The sequence below is a fragment of the Pseudomonas sp. FG1 genome (assembly GCF_034313875.1).
Taxonomy (GTDB): domain Bacteria; phylum Pseudomonadota; class Gammaproteobacteria; order Pseudomonadales; family Pseudomonadaceae; genus Aquipseudomonas; species Aquipseudomonas veronii.
The window spans coordinates 1,652,628-1,674,315 of the sequence record NZ_JAVIWP010000001.1 but is presented as its reverse complement, the minus strand read 5'-3'; the positions used below and the strand labels follow the sequence as shown (position 1 = coordinate 1,674,315).

The window sequence follows — 21,688 nt, the reverse complement described above, 5'->3', positions numbered from 1 at the left end:
GCGATGCTAACTCAGACACAGGCACGGCAATACGCCTTGAACCAGGGACTTTTGTTTCGAAATAACAAGGAGTTAGAGCACAAAGGAAGAGACGGGAAACGCTGTAGGACCAGCGCTTCAAGCGCCCCCGAGGAGAACCCTCGGGGGCGTCTGAATCAGGCCGGTTGAGCCTGGGACGACAACGGTTGCAACGGCAGCAATGGCGCGTGCGGGTCGGACTTGAAGGACTGACGCCAGGCGCCCAGCCACTCGGCATGCCCTTCGCTCCAGACCTGCTCGTGCAGGCGGGCCAGGGCCACCGGGTCACTGAGCAGGGCCAGGCGTTCGGCGTTGTTGAGGCCGGCCGGGCCGACTTTCAACGCATAGCGCACGCGCTCGCCACGCAGGTACTCGATCGGCTCCGCCTCACGGTGACGCGAGGTCGCCAGGGCGCAAGCCAGGGCGTTCTGCTGCGGGTCGACCACCGAACGCACGAACCCGTCATTGAGGGCGTGCCAGCGGTTTTCGTGGGTGTACTTCTCGGTCGACAGCAGCGCCTGCGGCGGATTGTATTCCTCAGGGATCAGGAACAGGCTCTCGTCACGGGACTTGAGGCCCAGCTTGACCCGGCTGGAAATCACCGACACCGGGATCGACAGCATCAACGAACCGACGATCGGGACCAGCCACCACAGGAAGCTCGGGTTCAACCACACCACCAGCAGCGCCCAGAGGAAGCCGAGCAAGGTTTGCGGGCCGTGGCGCTTGACCGCTTCACCCCAGGGGGTGGAGTCGTCGTCACGCTGCGGCGAATTCCAGGTCGCGGCCCAGCCGAGGAACGCGGCGAGGACGAAGCGGGTGTGGAAGATCATCCGCACCGGCGCCAGCAGCATGGAGAACAGCATCTCCAGCAGCATCGACATTGTCACCTTGAACTTGCCACCGAACTCTTTCGCGCCCTTGGCCCAGATCAGGATGACGCTCAGCAACTTGGGCAGGAACAGCAGCACGATAGTAGTGGAGAACAGCGCCACGGCCTTGTCCGGATGCCATTGCGGCCACAGCGGGTACAACTGGCGCGGTGCCATGAAGTACTGCGGCTCCATCAAGGTGTTCACCGCCAGCAACGCCGTCGACAGCACCAGGAAGAAGAACCACAACGGGGCCGACAGGTAGGACATCACGCCGGTGAGGAACACCGCACGGTGGACCGGGTGCATGCCCTTGACCAGGAACAGGCGGAAGTTCATCAGGTTGCCGTGGCACCAGCGACGGTCGCGCTTGAGTTCATCCAGCAGGTTCGGCGGCAGTTCTTCGTAGCTGCCCGGCAGGTCGTAGGCAATCCACACGCCCCAGCCGGCACGGCGCATCAGCGCGGCTTCGACGAAGTCGTGGGAGAGGATCGCACCGGCGAACGCGCCTTTACCCGGCAACGGCGCGAGGGCGCAGTGCTCGATAAACGGCTTCATGCGGATGATTGCGTTGTGACCCCAATAGTGGGACTCACCCAGCTGCCAGAAGTGCAGGCCGGCGGTGAACAGCGGGCCGTACACGCGGGTGGCGAACTGCTGCATGCGCGCATACAGGGTGTCCATGCCCGACGCCCGTGGCGCGGTCTGGATGATCCCGGCATCCGGCGTGGCTTCCATCAGGCGCACCAGGCTGGTCAGGCATTCGCCGCTCATCACGCTGTCGGCGTCGAGAACGACCATGTACTTGTAGTCACCGCCCCAACGACGGCAGAAGTCGTCGAGGTTGCCGCTCTTGCGTTTGACGCGACGGCGACGGCGGCGATAGAAGATCTTGCCGAAGCCACCGGCTTCGCGGCACACGTCGAGCCAGGCTTGCTGTTCGGCGATGCAGATGTCGGCGTCGTTACTGTCGCTGAGCACGAAGAAGTCGAAGCGGTCCAGGTCACCGGTCGCCGCGACCGACTCGAACGTCGCGCGCAGGCCAGCGAATACGCGGGGCACGTCTTCGTTGCAGATCGGCATCACCAGCGCGGTGCGCGCATTCTTCGGAATCGGCTCGTGGCCGGCACTTTTACCGGAGATCCGGTACTTATCGTGGCCGGTCAGCAGCTCGAGGAAGCCCATCAACGCGGTCCAGAAACCGGCCGACACCCAGCAGAACAAGATCCCGAACATGATCAGGATGCTGGTTTGCAGGGCGTATGGCAGCACTTGGGTCGCGGTCTGCAGCAAGGTCTGGTTGCGGATCTCGTCGAAGTCGACCAGCGACCAGCCCTGGTACGGCATGATGCCTTTCATGTACCAGCCGGCCACGATGGTCTGGCCGAGCATCAACACCAGCAGGATGTAGCGACGGATCGAACCGACCGTGCGCCAGCGCGCCGCCGGCAACACGCGCTCGTCTTTCGGCGGCTTCGGCGGGTTGGTGCGGCCGGTCAGCCGGCGCCAGCCGCGCACCAGGATATTGGTGCGCCACGGCTCCGGTACCACCTTGGTCCGACGAATCGGCGGCGTCGCCTTGAGGCACACCCGGCCGCTGGCGTCGAGCGCCAGCATTTCGGCGTCCTCCAGCTCTTCGGCCGTGCTGAGGGTCAACCGGCGGCCAACCGACGCCTGGGCGGCGTCGACCGGCGCATCGAACGCCTTGGACGACAAACGTTCGTGCAGTTCGCTGAAGGATGCGCAGCCCGCCAGTTCGGCGCGCTGCTCTGCGGTCATCGGCAGATGCGCCAGGTACTCGGACAGAGTCTCTGGCTGGACTTGAGAATTACTCATCGGCAGGCAACTGATAGCTCCAGGTTTCGGTCAGGACTTGCTCGGTCTTGATCGGCTCCGGTGTGGCTGGGACAGCTTCTGGCTGCTTGGCTTCCTTGTCTTTGGCGTCTTTCTTGGCTTGTTTCTCGTGCTGCTTGGCCAAAACCTTGTCAGCCTTGAGCACTTGGGTCGAGACCTTCTCGGGCTCAGGCTGCACGATGTCCTGGACCAGGGCCGCACGCATTTCGGTCGGCTTGCTTGGGTCCTTGATCTTCATGCGCAGGGTCAGGCGCCAGCCTTTGGTGTGCTCGTTGTAACGCACGCTGTTTTCCACCAGCTCGGCGTTATCACCCACGCTCACCTGGCTGCGCACCGGGGCGTCCGGCAGCAGTTTCTTCAGGGCCGGGCCTTCGAAGTCCACCAGGTACGCGACGCTGCCATCCGGCTGACGGATCAGGTTGGACTGTTTCACGTCGCCGGTGGAACGCAGGGTCTGCTTGACCCAGGCGCTGTCCGGCGAATGGAAGGCGGCGTCGTCCAGGGTCCAGTGCAGACGGTAGGCAACATCCAGCGGCTGGCCGACTTCCGGCAGTTTTTCCGGGCTCCAGAAGGCAACGATGTTGTCGTTGGTTTCGTCGGCGGTCGGGATCTCTACCAGGTCGACGGAACCCTTGCCCCAGTCGCCTTCAGGCTCGATCCAGGCGCTCGGGCGCTTGTCGTAGTTGTCGTCCAGGTCTTCGTAGTGGCTGAAGTTGCGACCGCGTTGCAGCAGGCCGAAACCACGTGGGTTTTCCACGGTGAAGTTGCTGACCGACAGGTGTTTAGGGTTGTTCAGCGGGCGCCAGATCCACTCGCCATTGCCGGCGTGGATCGACAGGCCGCTGGAATCATGCAACTCGCGACGGTAGTTGAGGACCTTGGACGGCTGGTTCGCGCCGAACAGGAACATCGAGGTCAACGGGGCAACGCCCAGCTTGCTGACCTTGTCGCGCAGGAACATCTGGGACTTGACGTCGACCACGGTGTCGGTGCCAGGGCGCAGGATCAGGCGATAGGCGCCGGTGGCGCGCGGCGAATCCAGCAGGGCGAAGATCACCAGATGCTTGTCACCCGGCTTCGGACGCTCGATCCAGAACTCGGTGAAACGCGGGAATTCTTCGCCGGACGGCAGCGCGGTATCGATCGCCATGCCACGGGCGGACAGGCCATACACTTGGTCCTTGCCCACGACGCGGAAATAGCTGGCGCCGAGCATGGTCATGATTTCGTCTTGCTTGTCGCCCTTGTTGATCGGGAACAGCACGCGGAAACCGGCATAACCGAGTTGCTCAGTGGCCTTGGGATCAAATTTGACGTCGCCGAAATCGAAGCGCGTCGGGTCGTATTTGATTTCCTGGACGCTGTCGGCGGTGACTTCGTTGATCTTCACCGGTGTATCGAAGTGCATACCCTGGTGATAGAAGGACAGCTTGAACGGGGTGTTCTGATCGGCCCACTCGGCTTTTTCGTTGCGGAAACGAATCTTCTGGTAGTCAGCGAACTTCATTTCGCGGAATTCGTTCGGCAGATTGCTGCGCGGAGCTTCGTATTTCTGCCCGGCCAGCTCTTTTGCCTTGGCCGACACATCATCCAGACTGAATGCCCACAGTTGACCCGCGCCGAACAGGCAAAACAGGGCGGAGCCCGTCACCAGTGCGTTTCGTAACCGTTTGGCAGACAATTTTGGTGCATTACAGGGACTAACAATCACGAGCAACCCTCGCCGAAAACAGATCAAAAAACCAACGGCCAGCTATCTATATGCCAGGTTGGCGAGCATTGTTCCGACTCCCCTGGGGCAAAATGATTCCCCTGAGGCTGTCGGACAAGTCTCTACCTAAGTCAAAAATGGACCAATCAACGCTGATCCCCGTAGCGCGCGATTATCTAGTAGCCCGCGAGACAACGCATCAGGGACAACGAAGTATTTGTAGCGAAACCCTGCGTTTTTAGGCATTAACGTCGTTTTTAATACATTCATGTCTGTAGGAGGAAGGTCACAGGGCCATCATTGACCAAATGAACCTGCATATCCGCACCAAAACGCCCTGACGCCACCTTGTCATGCAATTGTTGCGCTTGTAACAGCAAGTGCGCAAAAAGTGCCGCCCCCAGGGCCGGCGGCGCGGCGGTAGAGAAACTTGGCCGCAGCCCGCTTTTGGTATCCGCCGCCAGGGTGAACTGCGACACCAGCAGCAAACCGCCGTCGATATCCTTGAGCGACAAGTTCATCTTGCCATCGTCGTCGCTGAACACCCGATAGTTAAGCAGCTTGTGCAGCAGTTTGTCGGCGCTCTCGACAGTATCCCCCGGTTCGACGGCCACCAGCACCAGCAAACCCTGGTCGACCGCCCCCACGATTTCGCCCGCGACCTCGACCCGGGCGCCGCGCACCCGTTGCAACAGGCCCTTCATGCTTCTTCAGGCGGCAAGTCCAGCAGACGACGCGCCATCTCGCCGGTCGCGCGCACCAAGGCATCGGTGATGCCCGGCTCGGACGCCGCATGGCCCGCCTCGCGGATCACCTGCAGTTCACTGTTCGGCCAGGCCTGATGCAGCTCCCAAGCGTTATCCAGCGGACAGATCATATCGTAGCGGCCGTGGATGATTACGCCAGGCAGATGGGCGATCTTGTGCATGTCGCGAATCAGTTGGTCGGGTTCCAGGAAGGAATTATTGGTGAAGTAGTGGCACTCGATGCGGGCAATCGACAGCGCGCGCTGGGGCTCGGCGAAACGCTCGATCAACTGCGGGTTCGGGCACAGGCCCAACATGCGCCCTTCCCAGGTGGACCAGGCCTTGGCGGCGTGCATCTGGGCAATCTGGTCGTTGCCGGTCAGGCGCTTGTGGTATGCGGTGAGCAGGTCGTGGCGCTCGTCCTGGGGGATCGGTGCGAGGTAATCCTGCCAGTAATCCGGGAACAGGCGGCTGGCGCCTTCCTGGTAAAACCAGCGGATGTCCTGGGGCCGGGCCAGGAAAATCCCACGCACGATCAGGCCATGCACGCGCTCGGGATGGGTTTGCGCGTAGGCCAGCGCCAGGGTCGAACCCCAGGAGCCGCCGAACAACACCCATTTGTCGATGCCCAGGTGCTCGCGAATGCGCTCGAGGTCGGCGACCAGGTCCCAGGTGGTGTTGTTTTCCAGGCTGGCGCGGGGAGAGGAACGCCCGCAGCCCCGCTGGTCAAAGGTGACGATGTGGTACAGGTTCGGATCGAAATAGCAGCGGCTGTTGGCGTCGCAACCGGAACCAGGGCCACCATGGATGAATACGACGGGCAAGCCTTCGGGGGAGCCACTTTCATCGACATACAGGGTGTGGGTGTCATCGACGGCCAGATCGTGCCGGGCGTAGGGTTTGATCTGCGGGTACCAAGTCTGCATTGCGCGCTCCGTAGGGGGTCGGGTTCATCCCTGGGGGGACGTCTTTTATTCTGCCGTCTGGCACTATAAACCCGAATTGTGCAATGAGCATGTCCTTGAGCACTTAGACCTATGTCAGCAGTTCGCTACCCAGGTAAGCCAATAGGCCGTTGTAGAGCCGGTCGCCCTCCTCCACCTCGCTCTGTGCCCGCAGGCAGGCAGCCGATGGATCAGGCCTTTGCAGGGTACGGCACAGCGTTCACGCCCGCCGCTTGCAGGTGTGTGTCATATAAAAAGCCGTCTTCGCGCAGCGGGCGAAGTCTGACCTTAGAAGCAGCAAGATCATCAACATGGCATCTCAGCGCCATTTCAAAAAACGTTTTACGTTTCGCCACTTAGTGCGCTTGAGATTTACATCAAGTAACTGAGAGACCTGCTGCAAAAACTGCTGATTACTACAGCCAAAATATTGCTCGGAAAAACAAAGCTCATAGTCAAAAGGAGCGGCGTTTTTCAGGCCCGTAGCGGTGAGGTTTGCTTTCAGGTAGCGTCCGATATCTCTTTTGAGCATAAAAGATGCGAAGCGTGATCGGTTATCAACATACCCCTTCACAATATCCGAAAGCGCCGTAGGCGCGACGTTTGATTCGGCGTCGACAAGCCATGCGCCTACGCCCTCTGCCACCTCACCATACATGAAGCTCTCTAGATACCCGTAAGTCATTGACTGCCTCAAAGGATTGGAAACGCCGTCAAAATATACATAGGCATATTGTTGAACTCTGCATATTTGATGACCACTCGCACCTTAGTCATCTCAATGACGGTTGCAGGAGATCGTGGGCGAATGCCCAACTGACCACCTGCTTCAGCAGTAACGCTTCTGCCCCCACACCAGGAAACCGTCCAACAACTGCTTCAACACCCCCCGCGTCGGCCCCGCCAGATCCTCGCGATAACGGAACGGCTCGAACTCTTCCATGTACGTGCTCTGGCACAACTCCAACTGCACGGCATGAATGTTCTGCGCCGGGTTGCCGTAATGCCGGGTGATATGCCCGCCCTTGAAGCGTCCGTTGAGCACATGGGTGTACTGCGGATGCGCGGCGCAGATGGCTTCCAGTTGGCTGGCCAGCCCAGGATCGCAGGCGGCGTTGTTGAAGGTGCCGAGGTTGAAGTCCGGCAGTTTGCCGTCGAACAGGTGCGGGATCACCGAGCGGATCGAATGTGCGTCGAACAACAGTGCGTAGCCGAATTCAGCCTTGAGCCGCGCCAGTTCGTCTTGCAGGGTGCGGTGATACGGCATCCAGATCTGCTCGAGGTAGGTGGCGCGCTCTTCCCTGGATGGCGCCAGGCCTTCGCGGAACAATGGCACACCATCGAACAGGATCGACGGGTACAAACCAGTGGTGGCGCCGGCGTACAGCGGCGTGTCGTCGGAGGGCCGGTTCAGGTCGATGACAAACCGCGAGTACTCCGCCGCCAGGGTGCTGGCGCCGAGTTCTTCGGCAAAGTCATACAGCGTGGGGATATGCCAATCGGTGTCCGGCAGGCTTTGCGCCTCGGGGATCAGCCCGGCCTGCACGGCAGGCGTCAGGCGCAGGCCGGCGTGGGGCATGCTGATCAGCAGCGGCACGCGGCCTTGTTTGAAGTTCAGAACGTTATCCACAGTGCGACTCCTTAAACAGTGACATCGACGCCGTGGCGCACGACGCGTTTTTCAAGCTCGCCGCCCAGCCAGTAGGCCAGGTCGGCGGGACGATCGATCTGCCAGGCGACAAAGTCGGCGACCTTGCCCACTTCCAGCGAGCCATGGGTATCGCCCATGCCCAGCGCGGTGGCGGCATGTTGGGTGGCGCCGGCCAGGGCTTCTTCCGGGGTCATGCGAAACAGGGTGCAGGCCATGTTCAGCATCAGGCGCACCGACAAGGCCGGTGAAGTACCGGGGTTGAGGTCGCTGGCGATGGCGATCTTCACCCCGTGCTTGCGCAGGGCGTCCATCGGCGGCAGTTGGGTTTCGCGCAGAAAGTAGAACGCGCCCGGCAGCAGCACCGCGACGGTGCCGGCAGCGGCCATGGCGATGGCGTCGTCTTCGGTCATGAACTCCAGGTGATCCGCCGACAGCGCCTGGTAACGCGCGGCCAGGCTGGAACCGTGCAGCGACGACAGTTGCTCGGCGTGCAGCTTCACCGGCAGGCCAAGTTGCCGCGCGACCTTGAACACACGCTCCACCTGCGCTGGCGAGAACGCCAGGTATTCGCAAAACGCATCCACCGCGTCCACCAGCCCTTCCGCGGCCAGGGCCGGGAGCATTTCGCTGCAGATGTGATCGATGTAGGCGTCGGCGCGGTCCTTGTACTCCGGCGGCAACGCATGGGCGGCCAGGCAAGTGGCGCGCACGCTGACCGGCAGCGCGTCGCCGAGGCGCCGAATCACCCGCAGCAACTTGCGCTCGCTGGCCAGGTCGAGGCCGTAGCCGGATTTGATCTCCACCGTGGTCACGCCGTCGCGCAGCAAACTGCGCAGGCGCTTGTGGGCGCTTTCGAACAGTTCATCCTCGCTGGCGGCGCGGGTGGCGCGCACGGTGCTGGCAATACCGCCGCCCTGGGCGGCGATGTCGGCGTAGCTGACGCCTTGAAGGCGTTGCTCGAATTCACCACTGCGGTTACCGCCGAACACCGTGTGGGTGTGACAGTCGATCAGCCCGGGGGTGACCCACGCGCCGTGCAGGTCATGCACCTGGGCGTAATCCGCAGCCGGCACTTCGCTGCGCGGGCCGATCCACTCGATCAGCGAACCGGCAGTGACCAGGGCGGCATCCTCGATGATCGAGTAATTGCCGTGGGCCATGGTTGCGATGTGGCAGTGTTGCCAAAGGACTTTCATCAATGCCTCCCAAGGTGGTCGCTGTTGCCTGTAGGAGCGAGCTTGCTCGCGAAAAACCTCAACGATAACGCGTGCTACCTGATAGCTCGCGGCGCCTGGGGGTTCTTCGCGAGCAAGCTCGCTCCTACAGGGGCGGAGGGTTTTTCAAAGGCTCGGCAGCAACTTGGCCGGCACCAGTTCATTCAGGCAGCGGCTGGCGAGCAGTTCAGTGGCGGCGATGATGTCCGGGGCGAAGAAGCGGTCTTTGTCGTAGAACGCCACTTTGCCGCGCAGGGTGGCGCGCGCTTTTTCCAGCTTCGGCGAGGTCTTCAGGCCTTCGCGCAGGTCCAGGCCCTGGCACGCCGCCAGCCATTCCACGGCCAGGATGCCGCGAACGTTTTCAGCCATTTCCCACAAGCGTTTGCCCGCAGCCGGAGCCATCGACACATGGTCTTCCTGGTTGGCCGAGGTCGGCAGGCTGTCGACGCTGTGGGGATGGGCGAGTGCCTTGTTTTCGCTGGCGAGTGCTGCGGCGGTCACCTGGGCGATCATGAAACCGGAGTTCACCCCGCCATTGCCCACCAGGAACGGCGGCAGTTGCGACATGTGCTTGTCCATCATCAACGAAATACGCCGCTCGCTCAGCGAGCCGATTTCAGCGATGGCCAGCGCCATGTTGTCGGCGGCCATGGCCACCGGTTCGGCGTGGAAGTTGCCGCCGGAGATCACGTCGCCTTCGGCGGCGAATACCAGCGGGTTATCCGACACCGCGTTGGCCTCGATCACCAGCACCTCGGCGGCCTGGCGGAACTGGGTCAGGCAGGCGCCCATGACTTGTGGCTGGCAGCGCAGGGAATAAGGGTCTTGCACCTTGTCGCAGTTCTGGTGCGACTGCGACACCTGGCTGCTTTCGCCCAGCAGGTCGCGGTAAGCCGCCGCCGAATCGATCTGCCCACGCTGGCCGCGCGCGGCGTGAATGCGCGCATCGAACGGCGAGCGCGAACCCAGCACCGCTTCCACAGTGAGGCTGCCGCACGCGAGGGCACCGGCGAACAGATCCTCGCCCTCGAACAAGCCCCGCAGCGCATACGCCGTGGACACCTGGGTGCCGTTGAGCAGCGCCAGGCCTTCCTTGGCGGCCAGGGTCAGCGGGGTGAGACCGGCGATTTTCAGCGCAGCAGTCGCCTCCAGCCATTCGCCTTGGTAGCGCGCCTTGCCTTCGCCGAGCAGCACCAGGGACATATGGGCCAAGGGCGCCAAGTCACCGGAGGCACCGACCGAGCCTTTGAGCGGGATGTGCGGGTACACCTCGGCGTTGATCAGCGCGATCAGCGCGTCGATCACCCGGCGGCGAATCCCGGAAAACCCACGGCTCAGGCTGTTCACCTTGAGCACCATGACCAGCCGCACCAGCGCATCGCTGATCGGCTCACCGACGCCGGCGGCGTGGGACAGCACCAGGGAACGCTGGAGGTTTTCCAGGTCTTCGCTGGCGATGCGGGTCGAGGCCAGCAGGCCGAAACCGGTGTTGATACCGTAGGCGGTGCGGTTCTCGGCGAGAATCTGCTCCACGCAGGCCACACTGGCGTCGATCTGCGCAGTGGCGCTGTCATCCAGATTGATCGTTACCGGCTGCTGGTAGATGGCCCGCAGTTGGGCAAGGCTCAGTTGGCCCGGAATCAGAGTTAGCGCAGTCACATTCATGCTCCTTGGAAATTATTGTTCAGTGCAATTCGGGAAAAGTCTGCTGCAGCAAAGCGCTGTGCTTGAGCAACGCGGCGGCGGTCGCGATGTCTGGCGCCAGCCAGCGGTCTTGCGCGTAAGGCGCGACCTGTTCACGCAACAAGCGCCAGGCGCGGTCGGTGCCCGCGCCGAAACGCTGGTCCTTGAGAAACTCGAAGGCCTGGGCCGCCAGCAGGTACTCGATGGCGAGGATCTGGGTGACGTTGGCCAACAGTTGGTGCAGCTTGAGCGCGGCGTTGGTGCCCATGCTCAGGTGATCTTCCTGCAGGCCCGAGGTGACGAAATTGTCGAGCACCGCCGGCTGCGCCAACTGGCGGTTCTGCGCGCACAGGGAAGCGGCGACGTACTGCACGATCATCATCCCGGAGTTGACCCCCGGGTCGCTCACCAAAAACGCCGGCAAGCCGCTGACGTGGGGGTTGATCAGGCGGTCCAGGCGACGTTCGGCGACCGAGCCGATCTCGGCCATGGCAATCGCCAGCATATCAGCGGCCAGCGCCACGGACTGCCCGTGCGGGTTGGCCTGGGACACCACGCGGTAGCTGTGTGGCGTGCCGAGCAGCAGCGGGTTGTCGGTGGCGCTGTTGAGTTCGGTCTCGATCTGGCGGGTCGCGTGTTCCACCTGGTCGCGCGCCGCGCCGTGGATCTGCGGGATCGAGCGGATGCTCAGCGCGTCCTGGGTGCGGATGCCTTGGCTGCTGGCGATCACTTCACTGCCGTCGAGCAACGCACGCAGGTTGATACCGACCTGCTGCATGCCGGGGTGCGGTTTGAGGGCGATGATTTCGGCGTCGAAGGCATCGATCTGGCCGCGCTGGGCCTCGAAACTCATGGCGCCGATCACGTCGGCCCATTGCAACAGTTGATGAGCGTCGGCCAGGGCCAGGCAGCTCAGGCCGGTCATGCACGGCGTGCCGTTGACCAGGCACAGGCCGTCCTTGGCGCCGAGTACCACCGGCTGCAAGCCTTCTGCGCTCAGGGCCTGTTGCGCCGGGACGATCCGGCCGCGGTAGCTCACCTCGCCAATCCCCAGCAACGCCACGCCGACATGGGCCATATGGGTCAGGTAACCCACCGAACCCTGGGACGGCACCTGCGGCGTGATGCCGTGGTTGAGCAGCGCTAGCAGCGCATGCACCACCTGCGGATGCAGGCCGGATTTGCCGTGGCTGTAGTTGATGATCGCCGCGCAGATGATCGCGCGGGTCTGTTCGTCGCTGAGCACCGGGCCGACGCCACAGGCGTGGCTCAACAGCGTGTTGCGCGACAGTTGGCTCAGTTGCGCGCCCTCCAGCGGCACATTGCACAGCGCACCCAGGCCGGTGTTCACGCCGTAGGCGCGCTCACCGCTGGCGACGATGCGCTGCACAATGGCCTGGGCATTGTCGATGCGCGCCCAAGCCTGGCCCGAGAGTTCGAGCACCGCGCCGAAGCGGGCCACGGCGACCACGTCCTGCCAGCGCAGGGGGGTGTCGGCGATGATGATTTTTGCTGCCTGGGACATCTTCATACCTTCTTGAGTTCTTGTGCAGCTTTACTGGCCCTATCGGGAGCAAGCCCCCTCCCACCTTTGGAATGCATCCCCCTGTGGGAGGGAGCTTGCTCCCGATGAGGCCAGAAGCCCCACCCCATAATCCGGATCAGACCACCGCCGCCCGCCGCTGAACGAACCGATCCACATACTCATCCGCCGGCGAATGCAAAATCTCCCGCGGCGTGCCGACCTGGATCAGCTTGCCGTCCTTGAGGATCGCGATGCGGTTGCCGATACGCACCGCCTCGTCGAGGTCGTGGGTGATGAACACGATGGTCTTGTGCAGGGTCTTTTGCAGTTCGAGCAACTGGTCCTGCATCTCGGCGCGGATCAGCGGGTCGAGGGCGCTGAAGGCTTCGTCCATCAGGATGATGTCGGTGTCTGCCGCGAGGGCGCGGGCCAGGCCGACCCGCTGGCGCATGCCGCCGGAGAGCTGGTGCGGGTATTTGTTTTCGTAGCCTTTGAGGCCCACGGTTTCGATCCAGTGCAGCGCGCGCTCGGTGCAGACCTGCTTGGTTTCGCCGCGCACTTTCAGGCCGTAGGCGACGTTGTCGAGCACGTTCTTGTGGGGCAGCAGGCCGAAGCTCTGGAACACCATGCTGATCTTGTGTCGACGGAATTCGCGCAGGGCTTGCATGTCCAGTTGCAGGATGTCTTCGCCGTCCACCAGGATCGCGCCGCTGGTGGGGTCGATCAGGCGATTGAAGTGGCGCACCAGGGTCGATTTCCCCGAACCCGACAGGCCCATGATCACAAAGATCTCGCCGGTGCCAATGCTCAAGGACAGGTCGTTGACGCCGACCACGCAACCGGTCTCGGCCAGCACCTGATCCTTGGTCTTGCCCTGGCCGATCAGCGCCAGCGCGTCCTTGGCGCGGTTGCCGAAGATCTTGAAGACGTTTTTCACTTCGATTTTGCTGACAGTAGTCATTTGCTCGCCTCATGCCGTGGACGACCATAGGCCTGGGTGATGCGGTCGATGACCACGGCGAGAATCACGATGGCCAGCCCGGCTTCAAGGCCGCGGCCGACGTTGAGGGTCTGGATGCCGACAAGGACATCTTCGCCCAGGCCGCGGGCGCCGATCATCGAGGCGATCACCACCATCGACAACGCCATCATGGTGGTCTGGTTGATGCCAGCCATGATGCTCGGCAGCGCCAGCGGCAGTTGCACGCCGAACAGCTGTTGCCAGCGGTTGGCGCCGAAGGCGTTGATGGCTTCCATGACTTCGCCGTCGACCTGGCGAATCCCCAGGTCGGTCAGGCGGATCAGCGGCGGCGCGGCGTAGATCACCGTGGCGAAAATCGCCGGCACCTTGCCCAGGCCGAACAGCATCAGCACCGGGATCAGGTACACGAAGCTGGGCATGGTTTGCATGATGTCGAGCAGCGGCATCAACACCGAACGCAGGCGATTGCTGCGCGCCGACAGGATGCCCAGCGGTATGCCGATCAGCACCGAGATCAGCGTAGCGACCAGCATCAGGGCCAGGGTCTGCATCAGTTTGTCCCACAGGCCGACCGCGCCCACCAGGAACAATAGGCCTACGATCACCGCGGTGGTCACCACCTTGCGCGTGGCGTGCCAGGCCACGGCGCCGACGATGGCCAGCATCAGCCACCAGGGCGCGGCGCGCAGCAGGCCCTCGAGGTTGACGATGGCCCATAGCAGGGTGTCGGAGATGTGCCGGAACACATCGCCGTAGTTGGTCACCAGCGAATCCACCCAACCGTTGACCCAGTTGGCGATGGAAAACGTAAAACTCTCAGGAAACATAGCGTGCTCTCGATCCAGTGGGTTGTGGCCAGGCGCCCGGCTGCCCCTCAGGGTAGTCGGGCGCGCATGACCTACAAGGCCGCGTCGATTTTCTTGGCGGCGTCTTCGCTCACCCAGGCGTGCCAGATTTCAGGGTGTTCCTTGAGGAACAGTTTCGCCAGTTTCGGCGACTCGATTCGCTCCTTGGCCATGCGCCCCAGGTTCTGGTTCAGCAGGTCGATCGGCAGGTTGACCTTTTCCAGCACGGCCACCAGTTCCGGTGCCTGTTCGTGGAAGGTCTTGGACAGGCCGACCTTGATACTCACGCTCTTATCCACGCCGGGTTTTTCTTCCAGCTTGACCAGGTCGACCTGGCCCATCAGCGGCGTTGGCGACCAGTAGTAGAACAGGATCGGCTCGCCGCGCTTGTAGCTCGACAGCACCGCCGCATCCAGCGCCGGGCCGGTGCCAGGACGGAAGTTGGTGTAGCTGCTCTCCAGGCCGTAGCTCTTGAGCATCGCGCTGTTGTCCAGCTCGCAGGTCCAGCCGGCCGGGCAATTATAGAAGCGGCCTTTGGACGGCTCTTCCTGGTCCTTGAACACCGCGGCGTACTTGGCCAGGTCGGCGATGTTTTTCAGGCCCGGCGCCTTGGCTTCCAGCTTGCGCTTGGCATCGCCTTCGATCACGTAACGCGGCACATACCAGCCTTCGATCGCACCGACAATCGGCGCGCCGACACCGACGACCTTGCCGGCCTTCTCGGCCTTGTTCCACACCTCGCTGCGGCCGACCCACTCTTCGGCAAACACTTGAATGTCATTGCTGCTCAGGGCGTTTTCCATGGTGATCGAATTGCCCGGCAGGCTGTCGGTCTTGCAGTCGTAGCCCTTTTCCAGAACGGTTTGCAGGATGTCAGTGAGCAACATGCCGCTTTCCCAGTTCAGGCCGGCGAATTTCACCGGCTTACCGGACTCGCACCAACCGGCCGCCTGGGCACCGGCGCTTGCCAGCAAGCCCATGGACAGCAATGTGGTCAGCAGGGTCTTGTTCGATTTCATTGTGTGACGCTCCTAATCATGAGTTGGCTTACGGCAGTCAAGAGGCATCCTGCCCGGTCCACGTCCAATCAGGCCCGCGCCGCAGAGCGACTGGCGCCGCTGGCTGGGGCTGGTACAACGCTGTCCTGCTCGACCGGCAGAATCAGTTGATCGGGCACGGCGCTGTGCCATTTTTTCGCACACACGTAATACAGAACTGCGGGAATTATCAGACCGATGATCCAGGAAATATCCACATCACCCAGGGCGGCCACCAGCGGACCGGTGTAGAACTTGGTGGAGATGAACGGCAATTGCACCAGCACACCGAACACATAGACGCTGATACCGAGCAGGTTCCAACGCCCATAACGCCCGTCCGGATCGGCCAGCGCCGTCACGTCATAACGCTCGCGGGTGATGCAGTAGTAGTCCACCAGGTTGATCGCGCTCCAGGGCGTAAAGAACGCCAGCAGGAACAGGATGAAAGACTTGAACGCACCGAGGAACGAGTGCTGGCCGAGCAACGCGATCAGAGTCGCCGTACCGACGATGGCCAGCACAAAAACCAGACGCTGCAAGCGCGTGACCTGCAGGCGCCCCCGGAAGCCGCTGATGATGGTGGCAATGCACATGAAGCTGCCGTAGGAGTTCAGCGTGGAGATGGTGACCTTGCCGAACGCGATGCTGAAGTACAGCAGCGCGGCGGTGGCCCCCGTACCGCCCAAACCGACGATATAGGCCACTTCGTGACCGGCGAATTGCCCGTTGGACAAGGCGGCGGCAAACACGCCGAGGACCATCGCCACCTGTGCGCCGATCACCGACCCCGCGCCGGCGGCCAGGAAGGTTTTCAGCGAGGAGGTCTGGCTCGGCAGGTAGCGCGAATAGTCCGCTACGTAAGGGCCGAAGGCGATTTGCCAGGAGGCTGCGAGCGACACCGCGAGCAGGAAGCTGCTCCAACTGAAGTGACGGATTTGCAGCAGCGCGCCAATGTCGGCCTGGCTCATCAGACGGCTGAACAGGTAGACAAAGGCAATCACACCAATGACGCTGGCAACCCGGCCGATGAAGTGGATCACGCGGTAGCCGAGCACCGTGACCAGCACGATGACACTGGCAAAGACAAGGATACCGACGCTGTCGCTGACGCCCAGCAATTGGCCCAGCGCCTGACCGGAAAGCACGGTGCCGGTGGCGGTGAAACCCAGGTACATCAAACACACCAGCACGATCGGGATGGCCGCGCCATAAACCCCGAACTGCACCCGGCTGGAGATCATCTGCGGCAGGCCAAGCTTGGGCCCTTGCGCCGCGTGCAACGCCATGACGCTGCCGCCGAGCAGTTGGCCGATCAACAGGCCGATCAACGACCAGAACACATCACCGCCCAGCACCACGGCCAGGGCCCCGGTGACAATCGCGGTGATTTGCAGGTTGGCGCCCATCCATAGGGTGAACTGGCTAAACAGACGTCCGTGTCTTTCCGCTTCCGGGATGTAGTCGATCGAACGCCTTTCGATCAACGGGGTGGTGCTTGCACGCGCGTCATTTGCAGCCATGTGTGTTCAACCTCTGATGGATTGTTTTGGGTACTGATTGCTCTTCTGTGGGAGCTGGCTTGCCTGCGATGCGGGCGACGCGGTCTTTCGGGTAGACCGCGGTGATGCAATCGCAGGCAAGCCAGCTCCCACAGAAACCGAGCCAGTCGTTACTTGATCATCGGCAGATTCAAGCCCTGCTCTTTGGCGCAATCGATCGCGATCTGGTAACCCGCATCGGCATGACGCATCACCCCGGTGGCCGGGTCGTTGTGCAGCACGCGGGCAATCCGCTCGGCCGCTTCGTCGGTGCCGTCGCAGACGATCACCATCCCCGAGTGCTGCGAGAAGCCCATGCCCACACCGCCGCCGTGGTGCAGCGAGACCCAGGTCGCGCCGCTGGCGGTGTTGAGCAAGGCGTTGAGCAGCGGCCAGTCGGACACGGCGTCGGAGCCGTCCTGCATGGATTCGGTTTCGCGGTTGGGGCTGGCCACCGAGCCGGAGTCGAGGTGGTCGCGGCCGATCACCACCGGCGCGGACAGCTCGCCGCTGCGCACCATTTCGTTGAACGCCAGGCCCAGCTTGGCGCGTTGACCCAGGCCGACCCAGCAGATACGCGCCGGCAGGCCCTGGAAGCTGATGCGTTCGCGGGCCATGTCCAGCCAGTTATGCAAGTGCGCGTCGTCGGGGATCAGCTCTTTGACTTTGGCGTCGGTCTTGTAGATGTCTTGCGGGTCGCCCGACAGCGCAGCCCAGCGGAACGGGCCGATGCCACGGCAGAACAGCGGGCGGATGTAGGCCGGTACGAAGCCTGGGAAGTCGAACGCGTTTTCCACGCCCTCTTCTTGCGCCATCTGACGGATGTTGTTGCCGTAGTCGAAGGTCGGGATGCCTTGTTTCTGAAAGTCCAACATCGCTTTGACGTGAACGGCCATCGACTGCTTGGCGGCCTTGATCACGACCGCCGGTTCGGTCTTGGCGCGGGCGCGGTATTCGTCCCAGGTCCAGCCGGCCGGCAGGTAACCGTTGAGAGGGTCGTGGGCGCTGGTCTGGTCGGTGACCATGTCCGGGCGCACGCCGCGCTTGACCAGTTCCGGCAGGATTTCGGCGGCGTTGCCCAGCAGGGCGATGGAGATCGCTTTGCCTTCCTGGGTGTACTTGGCGATGCGCGCGAGGGCGTCGTCGAGGTCGCTGGCCTGTTCGTCGACATAACGGCTGTTCAGGCGGAAATCGATGCTGACCTGCTGGCATTCAATGTTCAGCGAGCATGCGCCGGCCAGGGTCGCGGCCAGCGGCTGCGCGCCGCCCATGCCGCCGAGGCCGGCGGTCAGTACCCAACGGCCTTTGAGGTTGCTGTCGTAATGCTGGCGACCGGCCTCGACGAAGGTTTCGTAGGTACCCTGGACGATGCCTTGGCTGCCGATGTAGATCCAGCTGCCGGCGGTCATCTGGCCGTACATGGCCAGGCCCTTGGCATCCAGTTCGTTGAAGTGTTCCCAACTGGCCCAGTGCGGCACCAGGTTGGAGTTGGCGATCAGCACACGCGGGGCATTGCGGTGGGTCTTGAACACACCGACCGGTTTGCCCGACTGCACCAGCAGGGTTTCGTCATCGTTCAGGTTGGTGAGGCTCTCGACAATCTGGTCATAGCACTCCCAGTTACGCGCCGCACGGCCGATGCCGCCGTACACCACCAGCTCTTTCGGGTTTTCGGCCACTTGCGGGTCAAGGTTGTTCATCAGCATGCGCAGCGGCGCTTCGGTCAGCCAGCTTTTGGCGGTGAGCGTGTTACCGCGAGCGGCGCGGATTTCGACGTCTCGGTATTTTGTAGGCTTAGCGTTAGAAAAATCGGTCACAACCAGAACTCCTCAGCGATCGATGCGCGAACTGGATGCGTGCGAAGTCGACTCTTACGCACACACCTTTACTTGTACATACAAGCATATGCAATCGAACGGCCAACTTAATGAGTGAGTCGTGGGGATTTTTTTGGCGAACGCGTGGGAGCCTTGGAAATTAAGGCTTCGAGGCGTGATGGAATTTCTTACGAGGGCGGTTTGCAGCGGGGGAGGTTTGACGGCAACGCTGTGAGTTTGCGCCACGCTGGGGCGTTCGGTAACAAAGTGGTGCGGAAGGCCGGAAACAGATCGCAAGAACAGTGGGGAAACAAATGTGGGAGGGGGCTTGCCCCCGATTGCAGTGGACCAGTCAGCTTATCTGTAGCTGACCCACCGCTATCGGGGGCAAGCCCCCTCCCACATTTTTTAACCGCGTGCGGTCAGTTCGATGATGCAGCAGCGGCCCGTGACCGAGATATCCAGCAAGCCGGTATTAGCGTCCACCTGCAGGCAATCATGATGACCCAACACCTGGCCGAGCACCGTCACCTCATCGGCCACGCTGAACACCAGCACCGTCTGCGCGGTGCTGAAAAAGCGCTGCACCCCATCGACCCACTGCAACCGCGCATGGTAACGCTGGGGTGAATAGATCAGGTTGAAATCGCGGATCGGCCCACTGATCAGGCGACACGACACCTGGCTGTCGCCCTTGAACGCGAACGCTTGCAGCGGCAACAACCCCCGCTGCTCCTCGCCGTCCACGGTCAGGATCATGCCCGCACCGTTGATCACCGTGATCACGCGTTGATAGCCGGCGAAGGAGGAAAACCCGCCCGACTCGCCGATATCGGCAATCGACAGGCGCCAGCCAAAGCCCTCCAGGCCATGGCCGCCATCGCGGCTGATTTCTTCGGTGCTGCCGCCGCCGTTTTTCCACGGCATACGCACGTAATTCGCGGCGCGCCAGACGGTCACTGCACTCATTTACTGAAGCGTCCTTCCAGGCTGTGACGGGAACCGGGGTGGATCAAGCGCGCGGCGGTCACCGGCTGGCGACCGGACCAGGTGCGTCGACGAATCAACAGGCACGGCTCGCTCGGTTCGATCTGCAGCAACTTGCACTCGGCGGCATCGGCGAGGATCGCTTCGACCACATGCTCGCCCTCGGTCAACGGTGCGACCTGGTTCAAATAGGCGTAGGGGGTTTGCTGGGTGAAATCCTGCTGCAGGTATTCCGGCGCGACCAGGGCGTTGACGAAGCGGTCTTCGATTTGCACCGGAATATCGTTTTCAAGGTGAACGATCAGCGAGTGGAATACCCGCCCGCCTTCACGCATTTCCAGGGCGACGGCGCGCTCGGAACCAGCCGCCTCTTCGCCCAGGGTGATGACCTGGCAGGTATGCCGATGGCCGCGGGCGGCGATCTCATCGGCAATGTTATGCACTTCAAACAGCGCCGACTGGCTCTTGGGCTCGGCGACGAACGTGCCGACGCCTTGCATGCGTACCAGCAGCCCTTCGGCGGTGAGTTCACGCAGGGCGCGGTTGATGGTCATGCGGCTGAAACCCAGCTGGCTGACCAGTTCACTCTCCGACGGCACGCGGTAATGGGGCGGCCAGTTGCCGCTGAGGATCTGCTGGCTGATCATTTGTTTGACGCGGGCATACAAGGGCGCCGGACTTTCGTCCAGGTGGGCAGCCAGTGAAGACTTGGCGGGCGGAGTCGGCACGGGGAATCCTTGCAGGGGAAAAAGATGCATAGATTGCCGGAGTTTACCGAGCAGGCAAACGTCTGTATATGTATATACAAATAAACACACGACCGGGGTGCCCTGAACATGTCCGTTTTCTTTGCCGAACGCGCACTGCTGCCTGATGGATGGGCCAACGATGTACGCCTTGAAGTCGGCGTTGATGGCCTGCTGACTCACGTCGCGGCCAATGCCAGCGCAGACGGTGCCGAACGGCTCAGGGGCCCGGTGTTGGCGGGCATGCCGAACCTGCACTCCCACGCGTTTCAGCGCGCCATGGCGGGCCTGGCCGAAGTGGCCGGCAACCCGAACGATAGTTTCTGGACCTGGCGCGAGCTGATGTACCGCATGGTCGGCAAGATCAATCCGGAGCAACTGCAGATCATCGCGCGCCAGTTGTATATCGAGATGCTCAAGGCCGGTTACACCTCGGTCGCGGAATTTCATTACGTCCACCACGACGTCAGCGGCCAGCCATATGCCGACCGCGCGGAACTGTCGCGGCAGATCAGCCAGGCGGCCGCCAGCAGCGGGATCGGCCTGACATTGCTGCCGGTGCTCTACAGCCACTCCGGGTTTGGCGGCCAGGCACCCAATGAAGGCCAGCGGCGGTTTATCAACAGCGGCGAACATTATCTGGAGCTGCAGGCGCGCCTGAAACCGATCCTCGCCGCACAGCCGGCGCAGCAACTGGGCTTGTGCTTTCACTCCCTGCGCGCCGTCACGCCGCAACAGATCACAGACGTGCTGGCTGCCAGCGACAAGGCCTGCCCGGTGCATATCCACATCGCCGAGCAACAGAAAGAAGTCGACGACTGCCTGGCCTGGAGCGGCAAACGCCCGCTGCAATGGCTGTATGACAACGTCGACGTCGATGAGCGCTGGTGCCTGGTACACGCCACCCATGCCGACCCCGAGGAAGTGACGCGCATGGCCAACAGCCGCGCGATTGCCGGTTTGTGCCTGACCACCGAAGCCAACCTGGGCGACGGGATTTTTCCGGCGGTGGATTTCCTCGCTCAAGGCGGGCGCCTGGGTATTGGTTCCGACAGCCATGTGTCGCTGAGCGTGGTGGAAGAACTGCGCTGGCTGGAATACGGCCAACGCCTGCGCGATCAGCGGCGCAATCGCCTGTATCGCCACGACCAACCGATGGTCGGCCGCACGCTGTTCGATGCCGCACTGGACGGCGGCGCCCAGGCGCTGGGGCAGCCGATTGGGCGGCTGGAAGTGGGCAAGCGCGCCGATTGGCTGGTCCTGGACGGTAACGATCCATACCTGGCGACGGCGACCGAAGACGGGATTCTCAATCGCTGGCTGTTCGCTGGCGGCGATCGCCAGGTGCGCGATGTGCTGGTCAACGGCAAGTGGGTGGTGCGCGACGGGCGGCATGCCGCTGAAGAAGAGAGCAGCCGGGCGTTTACCCAGGTTTTGAGAGAGTTACTCGGTTAACAGGCAACCCATAACAAATGTGGGAGGGGCGGTGCGACGATTCGACTTACCCCCTCCCAC

At 62.4% G+C, this 21,688-nt stretch carries 17 protein-coding genes and 1 pseudogene; 1 reads left to right on the top strand and 17 read right to left on the bottom strand.

All coding sequences use genetic code 11. The features are described 5' to 3' along the window. Window positions 1-117 precede the first annotated feature (117 nt). The 17 genes and pseudogenes from mdoH to hutC form a co-directional block, all read right to left on the bottom strand. Window positions 118-2,726, bottom strand: a pseudogene (gene mdoH, locus RGV59_RS07730) (glucans biosynthesis glucosyltransferase MdoH). Next, window positions 2,719-4,398 (bottom strand): glucan biosynthesis protein G, encoded by a 1,680-nt coding sequence (locus RGV59_RS07725; RefSeq protein ID WP_260473864.1) that lies wholly within the window; start codon window positions 4,396-4,398, stop codon window positions 2,719-2,721. The pseudogene mdoH and the gene RGV59_RS07725 overlap by 8 nt, the downstream one beginning before the upstream one ends. Window positions 4,399-4,721: 323 nt before the next feature. After that, window positions 4,722-5,159, bottom strand: coding sequence for a D-aminoacyl-tRNA deacylase (dtd, locus tag RGV59_RS07720; RefSeq protein WP_046490853.1), 438 nt, complete (start codon window positions 5,157-5,159; stop codon window positions 4,722-4,724). Then, the gene (pip, locus tag RGV59_RS07715) at window positions 5,156-6,127 is read right to left on the bottom strand and encodes a prolyl aminopeptidase (RefSeq protein WP_017849899.1); all 972 of its coding nucleotides are present in this window, start codon (window positions 6,125-6,127) and stop codon (window positions 5,156-5,158) included. Before pip ends, dtd begins: the two co-directional genes overlap by 4 nt. 337 nt (window positions 6,128-6,464) lie before the next feature. Beyond that, window positions 6,465-6,830 carry a hypothetical protein gene (locus tag RGV59_RS07710; RefSeq protein ID WP_046384987.1) on the bottom strand — a complete coding sequence of 122 codons (366 nt, stop codon included), beginning with the start codon at window positions 6,828-6,830 and terminating at the stop codon, window positions 6,465-6,467. 8 nt (window positions 6,831-6,838) lie between these two features. Then, window positions 6,839-6,922, bottom strand: coding sequence for a hypothetical protein (locus RGV59_RS07705; protein WP_226926018.1), 84 nt, complete (start codon window positions 6,920-6,922; stop codon window positions 6,839-6,841). 52 nt (window positions 6,923-6,974) lie between these two features. Beyond that, on the bottom strand, window positions 6,975-7,775 hold the full coding sequence (hutG, locus tag RGV59_RS07700) for an N-formylglutamate deformylase (RefSeq protein WP_046490859.1): 801 nt from the start codon (window positions 7,773-7,775) through the stop codon (window positions 6,975-6,977). 11 nt (window positions 7,776-7,786) lie between these two features. Then, window positions 7,787-8,992, bottom strand: a complete 1,206-nt coding sequence (gene hutI / locus RGV59_RS07695) for an imidazolonepropionase (RefSeq protein ID WP_126585342.1) — start codon at window positions 8,990-8,992, stop codon at window positions 7,787-7,789. Between the two features lie 144 nt (window positions 8,993-9,136). Then, window positions 9,137-10,675 (bottom strand): histidine ammonia-lyase, encoded by a 1,539-nt coding sequence (gene hutH, locus RGV59_RS07690; protein ID WP_126585341.1) that lies wholly within the window; start codon window positions 10,673-10,675, stop codon window positions 9,137-9,139. 19 nt (window positions 10,676-10,694) lie between these two features. Then, complete coding sequence (locus RGV59_RS07685; RefSeq protein ID WP_079444976.1) at window positions 10,695-12,218, bottom strand: HAL/PAL/TAL family ammonia-lyase; 1,524 nt, start codon at window positions 12,216-12,218, stop codon at window positions 10,695-10,697. 136 nt (window positions 12,219-12,354) lie between these two features. Beyond that, entirely contained in the window at window positions 12,355-13,179 is an 825-nt protein-coding gene (locus RGV59_RS07680; protein ID WP_017849905.1) for a quaternary amine ABC transporter ATP-binding protein, read from the bottom strand. Beyond that, the gene (locus tag RGV59_RS07675) at window positions 13,176-14,027 is read right to left on the bottom strand and encodes an ABC transporter permease (RefSeq protein ID WP_017849906.1); all 852 of its coding nucleotides are present in this window, start codon (window positions 14,025-14,027) and stop codon (window positions 13,176-13,178) included. Before RGV59_RS07675 ends, RGV59_RS07680 begins: the two co-directional genes overlap by 4 nt. A gap of 71 nt (window positions 14,028-14,098) precedes the next feature. Further along, window positions 14,099-15,064, bottom strand: a complete 966-nt coding sequence (locus RGV59_RS07670; protein ID WP_017849907.1) for an ABC transporter substrate-binding protein — start codon at window positions 15,062-15,064, stop codon at window positions 14,099-14,101. Between the two features lie 68 nt (window positions 15,065-15,132). Further along, window positions 15,133-16,605, bottom strand: a complete 1,473-nt coding sequence (locus RGV59_RS07665; protein ID WP_046384992.1) for a purine-cytosine permease family protein — start codon at window positions 16,603-16,605, stop codon at window positions 15,133-15,135. Between the two features lie 149 nt (window positions 16,606-16,754). Then, window positions 16,755-18,440 carry a urocanate hydratase gene (hutU, locus tag RGV59_RS07660; RefSeq protein WP_046384993.1) on the bottom strand — a complete coding sequence of 562 codons (1,686 nt, stop codon included), beginning with the start codon at window positions 18,438-18,440 and terminating at the stop codon, window positions 16,755-16,757. A 408-nt stretch (window positions 18,441-18,848) separates the two neighbouring features. Continuing rightward, the gene (locus tag RGV59_RS07655) at window positions 18,849-19,409 is read right to left on the bottom strand and encodes a HutD family protein (RefSeq protein WP_126585340.1); all 561 of its coding nucleotides are present in this window, start codon (window positions 19,407-19,409) and stop codon (window positions 18,849-18,851) included. After that, window positions 19,406-20,185, bottom strand: coding sequence for a histidine utilization repressor (hutC, locus tag RGV59_RS07650; protein WP_185833564.1), 780 nt, complete (start codon window positions 20,183-20,185; stop codon window positions 19,406-19,408). The genes RGV59_RS07655 and hutC overlap by 4 nt, the downstream gene beginning before the upstream one ends. 78 nt (window positions 20,186-20,263) lie before the next feature. On the opposite strand from hutC, the gene RGV59_RS07645 reads away from it, so the two are divergent. Continuing rightward, window positions 20,264-21,628, top strand: a complete 1,365-nt coding sequence (locus RGV59_RS07645; RefSeq protein ID WP_017849912.1) for a formimidoylglutamate deiminase — start codon at window positions 20,264-20,266, stop codon at window positions 21,626-21,628. The last annotated feature ends 60 nt before the right edge of the window (window positions 21,629-21,688 follow it).